Below are 19,472 nucleotides of genomic sequence, written 5' to 3'. Positions count from 1 at the left end.
GACGTCTCTCTGTGGCTCATGCCATCTGCTGTCGATTCGGCCGAGTAGGTAGGGCAGGACTTGCTGCCTCTCTCGTTGCCGCCGCTCATGGAGGTAGTCATGCCCCGCGATCACCGCGATCACCGCGACACTCCGATCATCGCGCCGAAGCTGCACCACACAACGTTTCTCACCCTGAAGCTGGATGAGATGGTCGAGTGGTATCGAACGGTGGCGGGCTTGGTCCCCGTCCACTATGCCGAGTCCGCCGCCTGGCTGACCAACGACGAGGCCAACCATCGCATCGCGCTGATCGCTCACCCGGGCATCAGCCGCCCGGTGAACAAGTCGACCAGCGCCGGCCTGCACCACACCGCGTTCGAGTACCCGACCTTCGAGGTGTGGCTGGACAACTACATCCGGTTGCGCGACCGTGGGATCACCCCGTTCATGTGCCTCGACCACGGCATCACCATGTCGATGTACTACGCCGACCCGGAGGGCAACGGCGTCGAGATCCAGTTCGACACCTTTGGGGACTGGGCGGTTTCCAAGGAGTGGATGTGGGCGGCCGGCGAATTCGCCGAGAACCCGATCGGCGAGTGGTTCGACCCGGAGAAACTCGTCGAAGCCCGCGCGCAGGGCCTGCCGCAGAGCGAAATCCACGAAGGAGCTAGGGCCGGCAAGTACCGACCGGAGCACCCGCCGGCCGACGTGCTCCTGCCCGAGATTTACTGACCGGCCAACCGCACCATCGCGCAACCCCACATCGACGGAAAGGCCGAGGACATGACGCAGCAAAAAGTCCGCCCCACCCGTGCGGGCATCGACCACATCGGGATGACCGTGCCGGATATCCCCGCCGCCATTGAGTTCTTCGAGAAAGTCTTCGGGGTGGAGACCACGTTCGACATCATGACTCCGGAGGCCAAGGCGATCATCGATGCCGAAGACCTGTCGGTGGCGCTCGGCGTGCCAGAAGGAGCGAAGATCACCGCTCTGGTGAAGATCGCACTCGACGGCGGCCCCATGATCGAACTCTTCGAGTGGAAGGTGGACGATCAGCGAGAGCCGGTCGTCGCCTCCGACCTCGGCTTCCACCACGCGGCCATCTACGTCGACGACATCTATGCGGCAGCGGAGCGCATCGAGGCCGCGGGCGGCAAGGCCCTGCCCGGGGGCCCGGTGGAGATGTTCGGTTATGAGGCCGGCGCGGGCAACAAGGCCTGGTACACCCAGACACCGTGGGGCTCGACGATCGAGCTGATCTGCTATCCGACCGTCATGCCGTACGAGACGGAGTTCGGTCGCGTGGCGCCCGGCCGCCGTGAAAGCGCAACCGAATGACCGCGTCCACCATATCCGCCGCATCCACACTCGACGCTTCGGCCGTGGCCCAGATAGTGCTGCGTGAACGCCAGAGCAGCGACCGCGGATGGCACGACGCGATGGCGACCGCCTACTGGCCCGACTCGACGGTGCACGTCACCTGGTATGGCGGTGACGGCCCGGGTTACGTGGCCGCTTCCCGGGAGCGGTACCGGAGCAACAATCGAGCGCTGCACCGCACCTTCGCCCCGGCCGTCCGGGTTACCGGCGATCGCGCGCACACCGAAATGTCCACAGTGAACACATCGCCGGTGATGGTCGAGGGCGTCCAGGCCGACCTCACGTCCTTCATGCGCCTGAACTACCGGCTCGAACGTCGTTCCGGTGAGTGGCGCATCCTCTCACTCGACGTCATCTACGAGACTTCCCGGTTAACGCCGTCGGTTCCCGGTGAGACTGTCCGAGTACCGGCGGCCGAACTGGCGCCGTACCGCCCCGCGTACGCTCTGCTCGCCTGGCGTCTCGCACAGACCGGCGTCACGGTCTCCGACTCCGAACTCGGCGAGGACCGTCCCCAGGAGGTCGCCGCGTTCTACGAGCGAGTCGGGCATTGGCTGGAGGGCCATGATGAGTAACGCGACGACCGGGCCGAAGCTTTCCCTCCAGGCCCCCGCCGGGTTCCACCCCTTCACGGTCGGGCGGCTCAGCTGTCTGACCATCAGCGACGGCTTCGTTGCGACCCAGGTCGAGACGCTCGGTTTCGCGGTCGAGGCGGACGACATCGCCGACCACCTACGCCGGCGCGGTCACGACGTCACGGAGATGCGGAGTCAGATCTCGTGTCTGCTCGTGGCCGACCCCGAGCATGGACGGACAACGCTGATCGACACCGGAATCGGTTCGATGCCCGGACCGACAGGCGCGCCTTTGCGCACGGCCGGGAAGCTGGTCGAGAACCTGTTCGCCGCCGGGATCGATCCGGGAGAGGTCGATACGGTGCTGCTGTCGCACCTGCATCCCGACCACATCGGCGGGGCGTTCGACCCCGCTGGACAGCCGACGTTCCCACAAGCCCGCTTGTTCGCCCCCGAGGAGGAGGTCGCCTTCTGGTCGGCCGACACCCCGGACCTGAGCCGTCTCCTGGTGCCCCCTGAGGCGGCGGCGGACCTGGTTCGGTCCGCCCGGAAGTTCATCGACAGGGCCGGGAACCGGCTGCACACGTTCCCGGCCGGGAGCGCGCCCGCGCCCGGCATCACCGCCGTCGGTTTCCCCGGCCACACGCCAGGCCAAGTCGGATACCTCGTCGAGAGCGACGGCGCCGATCTTCTCTACACCGCCGACGCTTTCGGACATGCCGTCCTCTCGGTCGAACACCCTGAATGGCCGTTCGCGCTCGACAGCGACCCCGAGACCGCCGTGCGTACGCGGCAGCGGCTGATCGTGGATCTCGGCGCCCGGCGAGGCCGGTTCTTCACCCCGCACTTCCCGTGGCCCAACCTGGGCCGGATCGGTACCGTCGGCACCCAAGCGGTGTGGACGGCCGAGCCCTACGACTGGCCAGGACAGTAAGGGCTGGCATCAACGGCCCGGCGGCACCAGAGGCGGCCGTCGGGCACCGCCGCGCAGGGAACTCGACGTCAATCGTCGTTCTTATCCGTGCCGGGCCTTGCGCGTCAGCCGGCGGCGGACCAGACGAGCGGGTCGAGGGCATTGCGTCCGTCGACCGACCGCGTCGCTTTTAAACGCCGAAGAGAATACCGCGCTGGCGGGGGGAGCAGGCCGACTGAGGTCGGTTCCTCCCTGTGTGCCTGGTCGTGTCTGGTCGAAAGGCTCGAAGGTGGCGCGAGGTTATGTCCTCCCGCGGTTTCGTTGGGCGGGTTCTGGTTTTTATGGGCTTGAGGTTGCGAGGACGTCAAACGGAGTAAACCCAGATGCCCTCATGAACTTTGCAATTGATAAACGTGCGGTAACGTGGCGTGATCCAATGAGATGAATGGTTTTACGGCAGCGGAGTTTCGATACGTATGCACTAATGCCGCCGCTCGGTCGGCCACCACCTTCTACAATGGTGCCGCACCCTGTTGACAGGAACTCACGGCCTGCGCAAGAGGTTTTGGCTGTGCACTGTGAAGCAACGTGTTTGCCTTCTTGCGCCGGACTTTCGGATTTCGGCCTGGTAGTGATTGTCTTTCGGCTCTGGCTACTTGCTAGGCGGTATGCTGTGCATATGGAGCAGGGGCATTGGTCGGCACTCGGGGTGGGGACCCATCGACGGATGTGGGTGGAAGCATGGCCGAGTCGTTGGATCGTACTGGGAATCGTGGGTGAGTGTCGCGAGGACGCGAGATGCTCGGCGCGCCGAGGTCTCCTCTGCAACCGAACCGCCAATCCTCGCCGAATTGATGGAAGCGAGTCGTCGCACTGCACTTTGTCGACTGTTTCGTTCATGAGCCACAGTGCTCTGTGTTTCAGCACTGCAGCATGGCGGGGCGGTGCGATCGCACCTGCTTATGTTGTACTGAGTCGCGAGCACGGATACGTCGTCTACGAAGGCGATCCGTATCAGGCGGGGGCAACGATGGTGCGCGACACGCGCAATGCTGCGGAGGCGGCGGCTGAGGTTGAGCGACTACTGGCCGGGTGGCGTGAGGATAAGAGGTAACTGGCAGTGAGGGGGTCAGGGGTTCGAGTCCCCTTGGCTCCACAGACTGATTTTGGACACGCGATATCGAATTGAATCGGATTTGTTATATACACTGATTCGTTCGATCATGTCGTGAGCCGGGCGACCGAACGTCTTGGTCCGCCGGATTACGACGTCGGCCACAGCCGTCTACGTACGCCAGGACCGCGGAGGCGTGTTTGTTCGTGTGGATGGGCAGAACTGTCCCGCGACGGTCCACGCGGCGCCGTTGGTCACTGGCTGGCGGGCTGGAGGTCACCGGGATCGCGGCTGTCGCTCGTCGGCGTCGAGCCGGGCCCTGGTCGTGCATGGCCGGGACGCAGAACGCCATGTCGGCCAGGACGCAGGCCTCGGCGGGAAGGCGGACCGTGTCGATCGAGGTGGTGCCGGCGAGTTCCGGCACGACTTCGACGACACGTAGTTCCGCCTCGTAGGCGACCTTGGCGGCCCAGGCAACCGATCCGGGGCCCAGTACCTCGCGTCCGGCGCCCACGGTGGCCGCCGGGCAGGATCCGGGGCTCGGTGGGCTCGGGTCGCAGGTCCAGCACCCACCATGCCGTCACGGCTGCTCCTCCGTGTGTCGGCGGAGCCTACCGGCAGCAGCAAGATGGAAGACGCGCCTTCACGAGAAGTTGCTTGCCGGCCAGGATCAGACGCGGCTGGACGCGCCAGGAACGCGCAGACCTGTCTCGTCAAGAGAAGGGCACTGCGCTTCTCACCGGGCGGTCAGGAGCCCGTTGAGGATGATGTCGATGCCGGCGAGGAATTCCTCGCGGTCGTCGTGCACGCGCAGGCGGCCGGCGACGCGTGTGACGAAGGGGTGCTCGGCCGGGTCCAGGCTTTCCCAGCGTTCGGCGACGGCGTCGAGAAATTCGTTCCGGCTGCCGTGTCCGGTGAGGGCTTGGGTGTTCGTGGCGTTTTGGCTTCCGACGCCCACGATGTAGCTCACCAGAGTGGACACTGCCGTGAACTGAGCGCTGTCGGGAACTCCGAGGTCTTCGAGGGGCCGTCCGATCTGCTCCCAGAGCTTGACCATTGCCGGTTGCCAGGGCACGGCGAAGAGCTGGGGACCGAGCCAGGGGTGGGCGTCGATCGCGTCGAAGACGCCGAGAGCAACGGTGTGGATGACGTGTCGTGGCGGCATCCCTGGCACGGGCGAGGCCAGGGCGCGCGTGAGGGCGCCGACCGTGGCCGCGGTCAGAAGCTCGGCTTTGTTCGTCACGTGCCATTGGATGGCGCCGTGGCCGGTCTCCAGTTTGAGCGCGAGGGCGCGGAAGGTGAGCCCGCTCTGACCGTGAGCATCGAGGAGTTCGATCGCGGCCTCGGCGATCCGATCACGGGTGAGCGCAGCAGGGCGCGCACCGGGAGAACGATTCGTCTTCGCCACGGCCTCAGTTTGACACGCCTGGTACGGCGTACCAAACTAACTGGTACGCCATACCAGGCGCGTATCGAGTGGGGAGCAATCATCGTGACGACGCCAGCGACGATCATCGGGGCAGGCCTGGGTGGCCTGACCCTGGCCAGGGTTCTGCACCTGAACGGGGTTCCCGCGACCGTCTACGAGCTGGACCCGTCGGCCGAGGCGCGCACCCAGGGCGGCCAGCTCGACATCCACGAGCACACGGGACAGGCGGCGCTGGAAGCGGCGGGGCTGACCGCGCAGTTCCGGGCGCTCATCCATGAAGGAGCGGAGGCGACCCGGGTTCTGAGCCCGCGGGGCGCGCTTTTGTTCGAGGAGCCCGACGACGGAACGGGCGGGCGCCCCGAGGTGCTGCGCGGGGATCTTCGCTGGCTCCTGCTTGACTCCCTTCCGGAAGGGACGGTTCAGTGGGACCGCAAGCTCACCAGCGTGACCGCGCTGGGCGAGGGGCGTCACGAGCTGAACTTCGCGGACGGGTCCACCGTGACGACCGGCCTGCTCGTCGGCGCGGACGGAGCCTGGTCGAAGGTGCGTCCGCTGCTGTCTGACGCCGCACCCGTGTACGCCGGAGCCACATTCGTCGAGACGTACCTGTACGACGTCGACGAGCGCCACCAGGCGACGGCGGCAGCGGTGGGCGCGGGGGTGATGTACGCGCTGACCCCGGGCAAGGGCATCACCGCGCACCGCGAGGCGGGCGGCGTGATCCACACCTACGTCGAGCTCGCCCGGTCCGAGGAGTGGTTCGCCGCCATCGACTTCGCTGATCCCGCTGCCGCGACGGCGCGGATCGCGGCGGAGTTCGAGGGCTGGGCGGCCGAGCTTCTCGCTCTCATCACCGACGGGGAGAGGCCACCGGTCGCGCGGATGATCCACGCACTGCCCGATGACCACCACTGGCGACGGGTGCCCGGGGTCACCCTGATCGGGGATGCCGCGCACCTGATGCCGCCCTCCGGGGAGGGCGCGAACCTTGCCATGCTCGACGGTGCCGAGCTCGCCCAGGCGATCGCCGCCAACCCCGGCGACATCGAGGCGGCTCTGGCCGGCTTCGAGGAGAAGATGTTCGCGCGCAGCAGCGCCGAGGCCGCGGACGCGCATGCGATCCAGGAGCTGTGCCTGGGCGAGCGGGCTCCGTATGCGTTCATCGAATTCATCGGCGGGCACGGGCTGGACTGGGTCCCGGCGTGGGGCCAGGCCGTCTCGGATCACCGCGGCGAGGATGACGAGCCCGACTTCGACGACGTCACCGTGCGGATGACCGTGCCCGCCAGCATCGGCGGCAGTCACGTCCGTGTAGAGCTCAGCAACCGCTACGCAGACGGCCCCGTCCGCATCGGACGTGCCGCGATCGGCGTCGGCGACCGCTTCGTCGAGGCTACGTTCAACGGGCAATCCACGATCGAGATTCCTGCCGGCGAATCCCGGTGGACCGACCCGATCGAGCTGACCGTCCGACACGCCGACGACGTCCTCGTCGACATCTATCTGCCCGAGCCCACCCCGTATGCGACGGCCGCCGGGTTCCGCTTCGACCGTTCCCTACCCGGAGACTTCGCCGGAGCGCGTCCGTTCCCTGTTGAGGGCTCGGCGCTGAAGCCCGGCATTGCATTGCGGCCAGCCTCCCACGAGCCGGACGGGGCGGACTGGTCGCTGCCTGCCGGCGGCCCGTTCCTGTGCACCGTCGAGGTCGCCGGAGCCGAGCCGCGCGCTGTCATCGTGGCCTTCGGCGCGTCCAGCACCGCGATGGGCTGGCCGCAATACGCCGCCGGGCTCCTGCCCGACGGCTCCCGCATCGCAATCGTCAATCGCGGCATCCCCGGGAACCGCGTTCACCTCGACGCCCCAGCCAAGACCCCGTCCTGGGGCCTGGCCGGACTGACCCGGTTCGACGACGACGTGCTCGGCACCGCGGGCGCCACGCATCTCGTCATCGCCTACAACAGCAACGACTGGGGCTTGCCAGGGCGCGTCACCTCGATCGAGGAGATGCCCACCCTCGGCCAGCTCATCGACGGCTACCAGCAACTCATCCGCCGCGCCGAAGCGGCCGGGATCACCGTGGCACTCGCCACGATCACCCCGCTCGGCCCGGAGCTGCGTGGCGACGAGGCTCGCGAGGAACTCCGTCAAGGACTGAACGAGTGGATTCGGTCCTCGGATCACACCTGTGTCGACTTCGACGCGGCGATCCGCTCGCAGACCGATCCGACCCGTCTCCACTCCGAATACGCTGCCCCCGACGACACCCACCCCAGCATCAACGGCTCCAAGCGCCTCGCCCAAACCATGATCGACGCCCTTGCCCAACTGCTCCCCTGACGCGCGACCGCTCCCCGGGCGCCCGCCCGGGGACGGCCCGGAGGTCATGGTCGTGACCGGCCGCCGCATCCTTGCCCTCATGCTCGGCCGGGTGCTCGGCGGCACCCGCTCGGGGCTGTTCGGCGTCGGCGGCGGGCACCTCACCCTGGTCCCGCTGTGTGATGTGGTCCGGAAGCCATTCGCTGAGCTTGCGGGCGTCGTGCCTGCAGCCGCGCAACCTCTTCCAGTTGCGGTTGACCGGACCGGGTTTCGCGTTGTTCGTTGATGTCGGGTTTCTCGACCGTGGCGGTAAGTTCGAGATTACCGCGGTGTGCTGGCCGCCGTACTGTCACCGGCCGGCGGGAGCGGTGGTGCGCAGGGGTTCGGTCGGCGAGGGTGAGGATGGTGAGGGCGAGGCTGACGCCGATCATGATCCAGCCGATGAGGTGGATGCTGTGATCGCTGACCTGGTGGTGGAAGATCATGACGGTGATGGCGGAGGAGGCGATCGAGCCGACGTAGCCGAACGTGCGCAGCAGGCCGGAGGCGGTGCCGAGTTGTTCTGGTGGGGCGTGGGTGTAGAGGGCGGTTTGGTAGCCGGCGACGGCGAAGCCGGTCGAGGCGCCGAACAGGAACGTGCCGTGCTCGGGTCAGTGCCGGTCGTCCACGAGAGCGATCGCGCGCGCCTCGGGAACTCCCAGTAGCAGCAGGCTCGTGATCGTCGCCGCGCGGGCGCCGAGGGTCCCGTGGGACCAGCCGAGGTTGTAGAGGTGGATGGCGTCGTCGACCTGCTCGGGCGTGAGGCCGCGGCGGCGCATTGGCACGCGGTGCCGGTGGAGGATGTTGCTGACCGTCCGCCGTTCGATGCCGAACCGGTCACCGAGTTCGTACACCGTCGCGCCGGACTGGTAATCGGCGATCAGCTGCTCGACTTGATCGGCAGCGAGTTGCCGGACCCGGCGAGGTCGGTCGCGCTTGACCAAGGTCGGCTCTGGGGTATCGAGGCTGGGAAGTTTCTCGCGGAGCTCTTCCAGGGCCCTGAACTGGTCTTTTATGTTCGAGTAAGCTTCCCTAACCTCCACAGTTTTCAAGATCGCCCGGCACTGCGGTTTCCGCGGGTCGGGCGTTGTTTTTTGGTAGACCGAATTTTAGTCCATTGTGGACTGTTGTCGAGTTACTGTTCATTAACTGGGCGTGGTAACCATTTCGGGCCAGTCCCCGGGCTCCTGCTCCACATGGCAATACGGAGATCGGCGCTGGGGTGAAGTTGCCGGACGTGGCGTGCGCTCGCTCAGGTGACCCGTGCGGCTACCAGGGTCTCGAAGGTGTAGGGCCGCAGGCCGTCGGTGCGGTCGGCGAAGTATCGCTGCTGGAGGTCTGCACGTGTGGGGTGGTCCACGACCTTGAGCCCGCACCGGTTGACCAGTCTCTCGATCTCGGCTACCGGCCAGCCGGGCTGAAGAGGCTCGCCGACAGAGGCCGCGATCGGTGTGTAGATGCGGGCGAATTCCGTCCCCACGTCGTCGAGCGCAGCGTCCTCGGCCCGGTAGGAGAACACCACCTCAGATCCGGGAGCGGCCGCCGCGATCGTGCGCAACGTCGACTCGATCGCGTGTGCGGTCAGGTAGGGGGCGACGCCTGTCCAGCAGAACATCGCCGGTTGCGCCCAGTCGAACCCGGCCGGGCCCAGAGCATCCTGAACCGGTCCGGCCTCGAAATCAGCCGGCACGAATACCTGCGCGTCGCTGAGCGGCAGGCCGAGTTCTCTGGCCCGCTCGAGCTTCCAGGTCTGGGAGTCAGGGTGATCAACCTCGAACACCGTGAGCGAGCCGAGCAGATCCGGCCGCCGCCACGCGAACGAGTCAAGCCCTGCGCCAAGAATCACGTACTGCGTGAAGGCGCCAGCCGCCAGCCGGTCCTCGGCGTACCGGCTGCGGGTGCAGACGGCCGCGCGGGATTCGCGACGGACCGGGCCGGGGAACAGTGGATCGAACTGGTCTCGCAGCTGCTGCCATACCGGGCCGACAAGCACCAGGGCCAGCACATCGTCCAGTACCCACGGCGACGCCGTCTCCAGGCGAAACAATCCACGCGACACGGCCGCGAACATCGCCGTCCTGCTCGGCGCGCTTTCCATGCCTTCCTCCTCGCCGGCCAGGACCCAGCATGCCGACCACGCTCGCCCACTCCGCGCACTTCACAGGATGTGCCTGAAGCGCCCTCACGGCCATAACCAGATCACCTGGCCGCCACGATCTCCCCACACCATCGGGATACTCCAAAACGGCCATGCACGCCAGCGTCACAGCCGCCTGCACGCCACCACGCCCGGGACGCCACGCTTTGTCCTCGTGAATGCCGTCAGGTCTCACCAACAACCGCGGTTACATCACGGGCGAAACCAGCCGCCAACCCTCGGCTGCACAATGGGCCCGATTCAGGGGAAATGAGCTTGACCCCGTTCGCCGGACACGTTGGCGTCTCCACCGGAAATGTCCTGACAGGTCAAGTGGTATGCCTGAAAGGGCACCGGTGTGACACCTCGCCTACCCAGCGATCCGGCAGAAGACATTCATGGGCTCCGGGCTGGCACGCGCTAATCGAAGGCAATCGGTCGTGGCCAGGTAGTCCGTGACGGCCCCGCGAGGATGTCAGACCTGGCCGTATCCGCCGTCGACCTGGTAGTCGGCGCCGTTGACGTGGGAGGCCGCGTCCGAGGCGACGAAGGCGATGACGGCGGCGACTTCTTCCGCGGTACCGGCCCGGGTCATCGGGGTCCCGGTACCCATCGTGGCGAAGAGCGCCTCGCGTTCCTCGGCGGTGGCGGCCAGTTGTGCGATACCGGGCGTGTCCGTCGGGCCCGGGCTCACCACGTTCACCCTGATCCCGCGTGGGGTCAGCTCAAGGGCCCAGGTGCGGGCGAGGGCGCGGACACCGGCCTTGGAGGCCGCGTAAAGACTTCGCCCACGCGACGCCTTGTGTGCGGCCATCGATCCAGTGAGGACGATGACGCCACCGTCCGCCAGCAGCGGCAGCGCCTTCTGGACGGTCATGATCGTGCCGGTGATGTTGACGTCGAAGACCGTTCTGATGATGTCCTCGGTGATGGTTCCCAGCGGTGCGGTCGCGATCGCCGCCGCGTTGACGACCAGCACGTCCACCCGACCGCTGCGCCGCTCCACCTGCGCGAAGAGCCGGTCAAGGTCGTCGGCCGAGCGCGAGTCGGCCCGCACCCCGATGACATCACCCGGTATGTCCGCGGCCGCCGCCGTCAGGGCGTCCTGGTCCCGGCCCGTGATGTAGACAGTGCCGCTTCCCTCGGCGATCTTCTGTGCGGTGACGTGGCCGATACCGGCACTCCCGCCCGTCACGACCGCGATCTTGTTGTGAAATGCGTTGCTCACGGAACTCGTCGTCCATTCATCTGGGTAGTCGTCCTGAGGAATACAGGCGGTACGAGCCTGCGCCTTGTGTAGACACCGGTTCCAAGATCCTGCTGACACTGGTACTGGCAGCACCAGGCCGGCGCCTCCCGGCTCTGGCACAGTGGGCATGTGCAGACGACCGCGAACCGGACCGAACTGCGGGAGTTCCTGCGCTCACGACGCGCGCGGGTCTCACCCGAGGATGTCGGCATACCTCCGGGAGTCCGTCGGCGCACCCCTGGACTGCGCCGCGAGGAGGTCGCCCAGCTGGCCGGTGTCGGCATCACCTGGTACACGTGGCTGGAGCAGGGGCGGCCGATCAACGTCAGCTCCCAGGTGCTCGACGCGGTGGCCCGCACGCTGTTTTTGGATGCCGCCGAGCGCGACCACCTCTACCGTCTGGCCCAGATCCCCCAGCCTCCGGTCACCAGCGATCCGCCGACCGAGATTCCCGGTGACCTCGACACCGTCCTGGGAGCCCTGGACCCGTTGCCCGCCATGCTGGTCAACGCCCGCACCGACGTGCTGCGCTGGAACCGTGCATACGCGGCCCTGCACCCCGCTTTGGTCAGTGCTCCGGCGGGCCAGCGCAACACCCTCTGGCACCTCTTCGCGGCGCCGGACGGGCAGCACCGCATCGTCAACCGCGATGAGCAGGCGCCCGAGGCCGTGGCAGGTTTCCGCTATCGCTACAGCCAGAACGTGGGCGACCCGCAATGGCAGGATTTCGTCACCCGTCTGCGCGCCGCCAGCCCGCTGTTCTCCCGGCTCTGGGCCAGGCACGACGTTGCTCCACCGCATCTGTGTGACAAGCGCTACGACATTCCGGGGATCGGCGATGTGAGCCTGCGTGCCACCGGAATGGAACTGACCGACCACCCCGGCGTCCGCCTCGTCGTCCACACCCCCACCGACAGGCGCAGCCGCGAGAACATCGACCGCCTGCTACGCCGGGCGACGCACCTGTGACGAGCACGATCCGGCCGGTCGCAGGACCCGGGAACTCGCGTAACGGCACGCGTTCCGAGACCGTGCTCACTGATGTGGGCGCGGTGCAGGTCGAGGTGCCCGGGGCTCCGTCAACATCTGGGCCGTCGGACTCGCCGTCGAACGCCGCGACGGCACCGAAGCCGTCAAACGCGCCCAAAGCGTCCACTTCGCCCCGACCACCTGTGCAGCTAAAGAACGCACATGTGGACCATCGGACACAACTCCCGCCAAGTCTGCGGGAGCAAGTCGAAGAAGAAGGGTAAAATTGATCTATCGGCCCATGCTTGGTCCGATCGAACTTGCGGATTGCGACAAGTTCTCGGCCGGGTGTGAGGCAGTCCCATGACGAGGTGCGGAAGGGACTCGCCTCCTTCGGTGGCTGACCTCCGGATATTCCTGGCGTGGCCAAGCTGCCTTTGCCAAGACGACGCGAGCTGCGCCACCTGGCCTTCCCCGTCACTGAGTAAGGGCAGCGCCCGCATCGCCGTAGGTTGCCAGCGAGTCAGTCAGATCTTCGAGCGCGGAGAAGTCGACCGTTAACCCAGGCACACTCACCCACGAGTGTACGTCCGTTTTCGCTACGACACTCCAAGCGTATGTGGACCGGAAACTCCCGGCGCTACTTTCCTTCCCCGTTCGAGAATGGTCAACCGGCTGCTCGGCTTGCGCACGACACCCAGAGGTTGACGAAAGGACAGACTCCGGCTGGCCAGGTGATGATCGCCCTACGCTCAATGGGGTGAGGCGGTCAACGGCAGATCAAGCGGGTACCGACCGGCCGGATCGTGAGTTCGGACCCTTCGACCAGCACGTCGCGGTTCGTATGCCGACACGTTAGGCCACTTGTGGCTGTGACCTGCGGTTTCGTTCGGCTCGTTGTGTCGTTGTGTCGTTGTGCGAACCGCAGGTCCTCTAACCGGGGGTATGTCCGTGTCCGACTGTTGCCCGCCGCTACTTGCGGACCAGCTTCTCGAACCGCGCTTGGTCCGTTCCGACAAGCAGACCGGCGCCAGACCCGCGCTGGCTGTCGTGAGGCGAGCAGCCTTGGTTGGACGTGGTCGTCGACCTTGATCATGACCACGATCACGCATGTGGTTTCTACCGGGTTGTCGCCCCGTTGGCCGCGTCGACGTGAACGGACGACCATCCAAGATGTTTTCTTGCGGCTATTTAGTGATAGATCGTAGCTTTGCTGCGGCTTCGCGGGCGTGTACACGCAGTGTTTCTTGTTCTCTGGAACGGTCGTCGTCGGAGGCGTCGGGAAAGACGAAGTATTCGTCGACGTAGAAGAATAGTTCGTCGATGACGCCGAACGCAGGTTCACCGTGAATGACTTCGTCGTTCTTGACCAGTTGCAGGTATTCGGTCTCGAACTGCTCGGCATCGATCTCTCGGTCGACGAATCGATCGATCAGTGCGACGTAGTCGACCAGGTCGCTGCGGACTGGCCCTGTGCTCATGTCATCCTCCACCTAGTGAACCCCGTTCGATCACGTTCCTGAGTTGCTCCGGGCCGAGCTTCCAGCCTGTCCAGTATGTGCCGTCGGGTCGGAGGACCTCGCAGACCCTCGTGGATTGATTGTAGATCAGGATCGCGGGCTCGCCGTGATATTTTCCGGCGGTGTTGATGGTGTTGGCCGGGTCGTCCGCGAACTTCCTGAGGGCGTCTTCGTAGGCCTTGGCGCTTTCGTTGCTCCAGTTCTGGTCGATGCCGAAGTCTTTCGCGTGTTTGTAGTGGCTCTGCAGTTGTTTTTTGGGGTATTTGAGTGCGGGTAGTCCGCGGTCGGTGAGTTCGTCGCTGATCTTGGTCGCGTCGGCGCTTTCGATGTTGGGGTTGGGTGTACTGCTCATTGCGGCCTGGATGGCGGGCTCGATGCCCTTGGCGATCGCGACGGCGCCTCCGGCGGCGACCAGCCCGGTGGCTGCGGTGGCGGCTACTTCCGCGATGGGTGCGGCCAGTGCACCTGAGGCGTCGATGCCGACGAAGTCGAGTGCTTCGACGACGGCGGCGATGATCGCGTCCAAGCCGCCGTCGGTGAGCACGCTACCGATGCCCAGGAGCACTCCGACGGCTCCGAGGCTCTCGATCACGTTCTTGATTTTGTCTTTGATCGCCTCCTGGGTGTGGTCGTTCCAGACGCGAAAGTCGACGAGACTGCTCGCCACGTCCTCCAGAGCCTGGGGCAGCCCGGTCAGGACCGACTGTGATCCGGCGGCCCGTTGCCAGAACTGGTCCAACTCGTCGAGGTCGGCTGAGCTGTTGTTGCTGAGCAGCCCCTGCAGGCTGGCATGCAGGTTGGCGCCGAGTTCGCGGAGCGCGGCGGACGCCGCGCGGCAGGCACCGGCGGCATCGTCGAGCCGACTGGTGTCGGCGGTAGGGATGTAGCGCTCCAGGAAGCCGGGCATCCACCACGGTGAAGCACCGGTCAGCACCGCGAAGTCGGTGTTGGATGGCCAGGGGTTGGGTGTTACGGGGGACCAGGGCTGTTGGCCACCGCTGGTTTGGCCGGGGATGCTGGTGTGGTCGGCGTTCCAGTGGTTGAGGGCGGATACGTCGATGCCCTGGCCGATCGCGCCCAGTAGGTCGAAGGCGGAGTGGAAGCCGTCGTTGAGGATGCTGTCCATGGCGGCGGCCCAGCCGTCCTGGTACTGGTGCGCGCCGTCGCACGCGCCGGCCGCGCCCTGGGCGGCATCCAGTTTGGTGAGCAGGTCACCGCGGATGTGGGTGAGGTCGGTTTGCGCGTCGATGAAGTGCTGGGCCACGACATGGAAATCGTCGGGCACGATCTTCACCGGCACCAACGGTCCGCCGTCAGGTCCGCGTCCCATGCTCACACGCGCCAGATTCCGGCGTTGGTCCGTACCGCCTGAGCGTGGTTACCGTGCGCCGTGACCACGAAGTCCCGGATCGTCCGCACCTCGTCGTGCAGGTCACGAACCGATGATCGCCACTCGGCGAACGCCTCCTGAAACGCCGCTCGCGCCGCGCCCGACCACGACGACTCCAGTCGCGTGACATGGCCTTCCACATCGCCGAGCAGGGCCGCCGCCGCGTCGACATAGGCGGCAAGCGAGTCAGCCAGGGCTTCGAGCGCGGAGAAGTCGACCGTCAACTCAGCCACACTCACCCCCGAGTACACGTCCGCTTACGCTGCGACACAGTCAGCCTACGCGCTAGGAAACCACCTCGTGAACCGATCGCGTCAACTATGTGGCGAGCACGTGCAACGGGAAACCAAACGAGCGCCCACCGCGCAGATCGTGATCTCAGGCCCCTCGACCAGCATGTCGTGGTTCGTATGCCGACACGTTGGGCCCACCTTAAGAGTTCAACTGCGCTGACCTGCGGTTTTAACGCAACGTGTTGTTGGCAACGTCGATCAGGGCCAGCCACGACAACGGACGAAGAATGGTCGCCGGCCTTTTGTGTTCGCGGGTCACGCGCTCACCAGCCGTGGTCGCGGTACGAGAAGAAGAATTCGACCACGCCACCGATGGCCAGTAATCCCGCGCGAGTCCCGGACGCGGGCGAGAGGGCGTCGTGCCAGCGGGTGGGCGATTTCGCCCAAATCGTACGCGCGTCCAGCGCGGTGGTTGAGCGCCGTGGAACTCGCGCTGATCATCGGTACCGTTCCGTGATGCTGCCGCGTAACGCGTTCGGGTGATTTGCCGACAAGATCTTCGCAAGTGGCGCAACTGTGGCGTCCGTGTGCGACGGTTGGAGGGGCACAGTTGTTCATCCGGTCTTGTCGTGCTGTCCGGATTCTGTTGCTCACAGCAGTTATGGTCGTGGTTGGCCTGATCGCGCCGCCCGCGCTCGCCGATGACGCGACGGCGGCGAACACGACACTGCGCACGGGCTGGGATGACAACGAATCCGGTTTGGTGCCCTCGCAGGTTGGTGCGACCGATTTCGGTCAGTTGTTCGCTGCGGCGGTCGATGGTCAGGTCTCGGCGCAGCCCGTGGTGGGCGGCGGGGTGGTCGTGGTCGCGACGGAGAACAACAAGGTTTACGGTCTTGACCCGGTTAGTGGCGCGCAGAGGTGGATTCGCGATCTGGGTCCGGCGTGGCCGGCGTCTACGGTGAGCTGCGGTGACCTGGTGCCGAACATCGGTGTGACGTCGACGCCGGTGTATGACGCGGGCACGGGCACGGTGTATTTGACGTCGAAGGTCAATGATGGTCCGGACGCGCAGCACCCGCACTGGTATGTGCACGCTATGGACGTCAAGACCGGCGCGGAGAGGGCGGGTTTCCCGACGACGATCAAGGGTGCGCCGACGAACAACCCGAGTGTGCCGTTCGACCCGATGACCGCGATGCAGCGGCCGGGTCTGTTGCTTTTGGACGGTGTGGTCTATGCGGGCTTCGGGAGCCACTGTGACTACACGCCCTATGTCGGCTACGTCGTGGGGGTAAACGCCTCCAGCGGGGTTCAGACGACCATCTGGTCGACCGAGGCCGGGGTGTCCGATGAGGGCGGGATTTGGCAGGCCGGGTCGGGGCTGGTCTCCGACGGATCGGGTCGTATTCTTGTCGCCACCGGCAATGGTGTGGCTCCGGCGCCGGGTCCGGGTGATACGCCGTCGGCGACGTTGGGTGAGTCGGTGGTGCGGCTTGCGGTCAACGCCGATGGCTCGCTGAGCGCGGCGAGTTTCTTCAGCCCGCATGACAACACGAAGCTCAACCAGGATGACGCCGATCTCGGTTCGGGCGGCCCGATAGCGTTGCCGTCGGCTTTCGGCACGAGCGCGCATCCGCATCTGGTGGTGCAGGTCGGTAAGGACGGCCGCATTTATCTGCTGGACGCCGACCACCTTGGGGGCGCGGGGCAGGGCACTGGGGGCGGGGATGCGGTGGTCGGCGTGACCGGTCCGTTTCAGGGGGTGTGGGGTCGGCCTGGTTTCTGGGGCGGCGACGGTGGCTACGTGTACGTGGTCGGCAATAGCGGCCCGTTGCGCGCGCTGCGGTATTCGGCGTCGGGGCCCTCGTTGACGTCGGTGGGCACGACGAGCGACGACTTCGGTTACACATCCGGGTCGCCGGTGGTCACGTCGACGGGCACGACGTCGGGTTCGGCGTTGGTGTGGGTGGTCTACAGCACCGGCCCGACAGGGGCGAACGCCCAGTTGCGGGCCTACGACCCGGTGCCGGTCAACGGTGTTCTGCGGTTGCGGTACTCGGCACCGATCGGCACCGCCGTCAAGTTCGCGGTACCGGCGACCGACAACGGCCGCGTCTACGTCGGAACGCGTGACGGCAAGGTCTATGGCTTCGGCAGGCCCACAACCTCGCCGCTGACCACCAAGCCGTACGACTTCGGCTCGGCGGCGGTCGGCGGCACCGAGAACGCGACCGTCACGGTCACGGCCACCCAGGACCTGACCGTGAGCGGGGCGTCCGCTGACACTCCGTTCGCTACCACGCTGGCCACACCGGCCACGCTGACCGCGGGGCAGAGCCTGGCGGTGCCGGTCAGCTACACGCCGACGACGTGGGGTGCCTCGACCGGCAGCCTGACGTTCACCACGAGCGCCGGCACGGTCGCGATGGATCTGCATGGACAGGGCACGCAGCCAGGCTTGGGCGCGACACCGTCGTCATTGGACTTCGGCCAGGTGCGCACCGGCGTGGCCAAGGAACTCGGCGTCAACATCCTCAACACCGGTACCGGCAGCGAGACGATCACCGGCGTGACCGCGCCGACCGGCTCGTTCAGCGCAACCAGCCTGCCCGCTGCCGGCACGGTGCTCGCGGCCGGTGCGTCACTCACGATCCCGGTCACCTACACCCCGACCGCCGGTACCGATGCCGGGATCAGCGAGAGCTCGCAGCTGAGGGTGTCCAGCGACCAGGGCTCGGTGTCAGTGCCGATGACCGGCACCGCGCTGTCGGGGCAGCCGCACCTGACCCTGGATCCGACGCTCCTGGACTTCCACACTGTCGCGGTTGGACAGTCGGTGACGCAGACCTTCACCGTGGCCAACACCGGCACCGTGCCGCTGACGATCACCAAGGCCAAGGCCCCCGCCGGGGTCTTCACCAGTGCGAGCCCGCTGGCGGAGGGGCAGGTGATCGCGCCGGGCGACTCGTTGCAGCAGTCGGTGACTTTCACGCCGACCGATGCGTTGCCGGCGACCGCGACGTATGAGATCACCGGTGACGACGGGCAGAGCGCGCGATACGTGACGCTGCAAGGCAACACCGACCCGATCACCGACTACTACAACCAACTCGGCGGCGCCCGGGGTTCCTACCTGAGTGACCCGGTGTCGGCCGAGTATCCGACCGCGGGCGGAGGTGAGGCGCAGGACTTCCGTGGCGGCAGCGTCTACTGGTCGCCGGCGACCGGGGCGCACGCCGTGCACGGCGCGATTCTCGACCACTACAAGGCGCTCGGTGGCCCGGCCGGTTCGCTGGGCTACCCGGTCACCGACGAGCAGGGCACACCGGACGGGACCGGCCGCTACAACCACTTCAACGGTTCGGGTGGCGCGTCGATCTACTGGACACCGAACACCGGCGCGTGGTCGATCCAGGGTGCGATCCGCGCGAAATGGGCGTCGATGGGCTGGGAGGCCGGCCCCCAGGGCTATCCGATCACCGATGAACTGAGCACCACGGACGGGATCGGCAAGTTCAACCACTTCTCTCGCCCGGACGGTGCCTCGATCTACTTCACGGCCGGGACCGGGGCGTGGTCGATCCAGGGTGCGATCCGCGCGAAATGGGCGTCGATGGGCTGGGAGACCGGCCCGCTGGGCTACCCCATCACCGACGAGCAGGGCACGCCGGACGGTGTCGGCCGCTACAACCACTTCAGCAAGGCCGCCTCGGTCTACTGGACTCCGTCGACGGGCGCGCACGGCGTGTACGGCGCCATCCGGGACCGCTGGGCCGCTATGGGCTGGGAAGCCGGACCGCTGGGCTACCCGGCCACTGACGAGCTGGGCACGCCGGACGGTGTCGGCCGCTACAACCACTTCAGCAACGCGGCGTCCATCTACTGGACCCCCTCCACCGGGGCAGACGGCGTGTACGGCGCCATCCGCGCTACGTGGGCATCGATGGGCTGGGAAACCAGCAGGCTGGGCTACCCCACCTCCGACGAATACGGCATCGACGGCGGACGGCGCAACGACTTCGTCGGTGGCTGGCTCACGTTCTGGTTCTCCAACGGCGCAGTGGCGGCAACCTACCGGTAGGACTTCGGGGCGGAGCCCGCAGGCAGTCGGTTCGGTCCGCTATCGGGGTTGTCGCCGGCGAGTGTGGGAAGACATCGTCGGCAACGTCGTGGGGTCGTTGATCGGGGCGCCTTCGGAAGCGCGTGATCCGGGCGTG

General features: G+C 66.5%; 15 protein-coding genes. 8 read left to right on the top strand and 7 right to left on the bottom strand.

Translation table 11 applies throughout. From position 1 onward, the window contains the following. Positions 1-99: 99 nt before the first annotated feature. Genes ACFSXZ_RS00320 through ACFSXZ_RS00305 form a run of 4 tightly spaced genes read left to right on the top strand, consistent with a single transcriptional unit; the run spans position 100 to position 2,877 of the window. On the top strand, positions 100-717 hold the full coding sequence (locus ACFSXZ_RS00320) for a VOC family protein (RefSeq protein ID WP_378259957.1): 618 nt from the start codon (positions 100-102) through the stop codon (positions 715-717). A 51-nt stretch (positions 718-768) separates the two neighbouring features. Further along, the gene (locus ACFSXZ_RS00315; protein WP_378259955.1) at positions 769-1,326 is read left to right on the top strand and encodes a VOC family protein; all 558 of its coding nucleotides are present in this window, start codon (positions 769-771) and stop codon (positions 1,324-1,326) included. Continuing rightward, positions 1,323-1,943 carry a nuclear transport factor 2 family protein gene (locus ACFSXZ_RS00310; RefSeq protein WP_378259953.1) on the top strand — a complete coding sequence of 207 codons (621 nt, stop codon included), beginning with the start codon at positions 1,323-1,325 and terminating at the stop codon, positions 1,941-1,943. Before ACFSXZ_RS00315 ends, ACFSXZ_RS00310 begins: the two co-directional genes overlap by 4 nt. Continuing rightward, positions 1,933-2,877, top strand: coding sequence for an MBL fold metallo-hydrolase (locus ACFSXZ_RS00305; protein ID WP_378259951.1), 945 nt, complete (start codon positions 1,933-1,935; stop codon positions 2,875-2,877). Before ACFSXZ_RS00310 ends, ACFSXZ_RS00305 begins: the two co-directional genes overlap by 11 nt. Before the next feature lie 1,829 nt (positions 2,878-4,706). Here the strand turns inward: ACFSXZ_RS00305 and ACFSXZ_RS00300 are convergent. Then, positions 4,707-5,378 (bottom strand): TetR/AcrR family transcriptional regulator, encoded by a 672-nt coding sequence (locus ACFSXZ_RS00300; RefSeq protein ID WP_378259949.1) that lies wholly within the window; start codon positions 5,376-5,378, stop codon positions 4,707-4,709. A gap of 84 nt (positions 5,379-5,462) precedes the next feature. Here ACFSXZ_RS00300 and ACFSXZ_RS00295 point away from each other — a divergent pair, with 84 nt between their 5' ends. Together ACFSXZ_RS00295 and ACFSXZ_RS00290 are read left to right on the top strand one after the other, a co-directional pair. Next, a complete protein-coding gene (locus ACFSXZ_RS00295; RefSeq protein WP_378259947.1) occupies positions 5,463-7,736 on the top strand; it encodes an FAD-dependent monooxygenase in 2,274 nt (757 codons plus the stop codon). A 46-nt stretch (positions 7,737-7,782) separates the two neighbouring features. Then, positions 7,783-8,001, top strand: coding sequence for a hypothetical protein (locus ACFSXZ_RS00290; RefSeq protein ID WP_378259945.1), 219 nt, complete (start codon positions 7,783-7,785; stop codon positions 7,999-8,001). 364 nt (positions 8,002-8,365) lie between these two features. Here ACFSXZ_RS00290 and ACFSXZ_RS00285 read toward each other — a convergent pair whose 3' ends face one another. The 3 genes from ACFSXZ_RS00285 to ACFSXZ_RS00275 all read right to left on the bottom strand — a co-directional run bounded on the left by ACFSXZ_RS00285 (position 8,366) and on the right by ACFSXZ_RS00275 (position 11,119). Beyond that, on the bottom strand, positions 8,366-8,698 hold the full coding sequence (locus ACFSXZ_RS00285; RefSeq protein ID WP_378259943.1) for a helix-turn-helix domain containing protein: 333 nt from the start codon (positions 8,696-8,698) through the stop codon (positions 8,366-8,368). A 308-nt stretch (positions 8,699-9,006) separates the two neighbouring features. Beyond that, entirely contained in the window at positions 9,007-9,852 is an 846-nt protein-coding gene (locus ACFSXZ_RS00280; RefSeq protein WP_378259941.1) for a class I SAM-dependent methyltransferase, read from the bottom strand. A gap of 514 nt (positions 9,853-10,366) precedes the next feature. After that, on the bottom strand, positions 10,367-11,119 hold the full coding sequence (locus tag ACFSXZ_RS00275) for an SDR family NAD(P)-dependent oxidoreductase (RefSeq protein ID WP_378259939.1): 753 nt from the start codon (positions 11,117-11,119) through the stop codon (positions 10,367-10,369). Positions 11,120-11,269: 150 nt separating this feature from the next. Between ACFSXZ_RS00275 and ACFSXZ_RS00270 the strand changes: the two genes are divergently transcribed. After that, complete coding sequence (locus tag ACFSXZ_RS00270) at positions 11,270-12,109, top strand: helix-turn-helix transcriptional regulator (protein WP_378259937.1); 840 nt, start codon at positions 11,270-11,272, stop codon at positions 12,107-12,109. Between the two features lie 1,187 nt (positions 12,110-13,296). Here the strand turns inward: ACFSXZ_RS00270 and ACFSXZ_RS00265 are convergent. The 3 genes from ACFSXZ_RS00265 to ACFSXZ_RS00255 are packed head-to-tail and all read right to left on the bottom strand — an operon-like array spanning position 13,297 to position 15,252. After that, positions 13,297-13,590 carry a colicin immunity domain-containing protein gene (locus tag ACFSXZ_RS00265; RefSeq protein ID WP_378259935.1) on the bottom strand — a complete coding sequence of 98 codons (294 nt, stop codon included), beginning with the start codon at positions 13,588-13,590 and terminating at the stop codon, positions 13,297-13,299. A gap of 1 nt (position 13,591) precedes the next feature. Continuing rightward, positions 13,592-14,959: a colicin D domain-containing protein gene (locus tag ACFSXZ_RS00260; protein ID WP_378260002.1), complete on the bottom strand. Its 1,368-nt coding sequence runs from the start codon at positions 14,957-14,959 to the stop codon at positions 13,592-13,594. Between the two features lie 2 nt (positions 14,960-14,961). After that, a complete protein-coding gene (locus ACFSXZ_RS00255; RefSeq protein ID WP_378259933.1) occupies positions 14,962-15,252 on the bottom strand; it encodes a WXG100 family type VII secretion target in 291 nt (96 codons plus the stop codon). Positions 15,253-15,913: 661 nt separating this feature from the next. On the opposite strand from ACFSXZ_RS00255, the gene ACFSXZ_RS00250 reads away from it, so the two are divergent. Continuing rightward, a complete protein-coding gene (locus ACFSXZ_RS00250) occupies positions 15,914-19,336 on the top strand; it encodes a choice-of-anchor D domain-containing protein (protein ID WP_378259931.1) in 3,423 nt (1,140 codons plus the stop codon). Positions 19,337-19,472: the final 136 nt, after the last annotated feature.

Source organism: Amycolatopsis pigmentata (genome assembly GCF_042684065.1).
GTDB lineage: Bacteria > Actinomycetota > Actinomycetes > Mycobacteriales > Pseudonocardiaceae > Amycolatopsis_E > Amycolatopsis_E pigmentata.
This window is presented reverse-complemented; position numbering and strand designations above follow the sequence as displayed.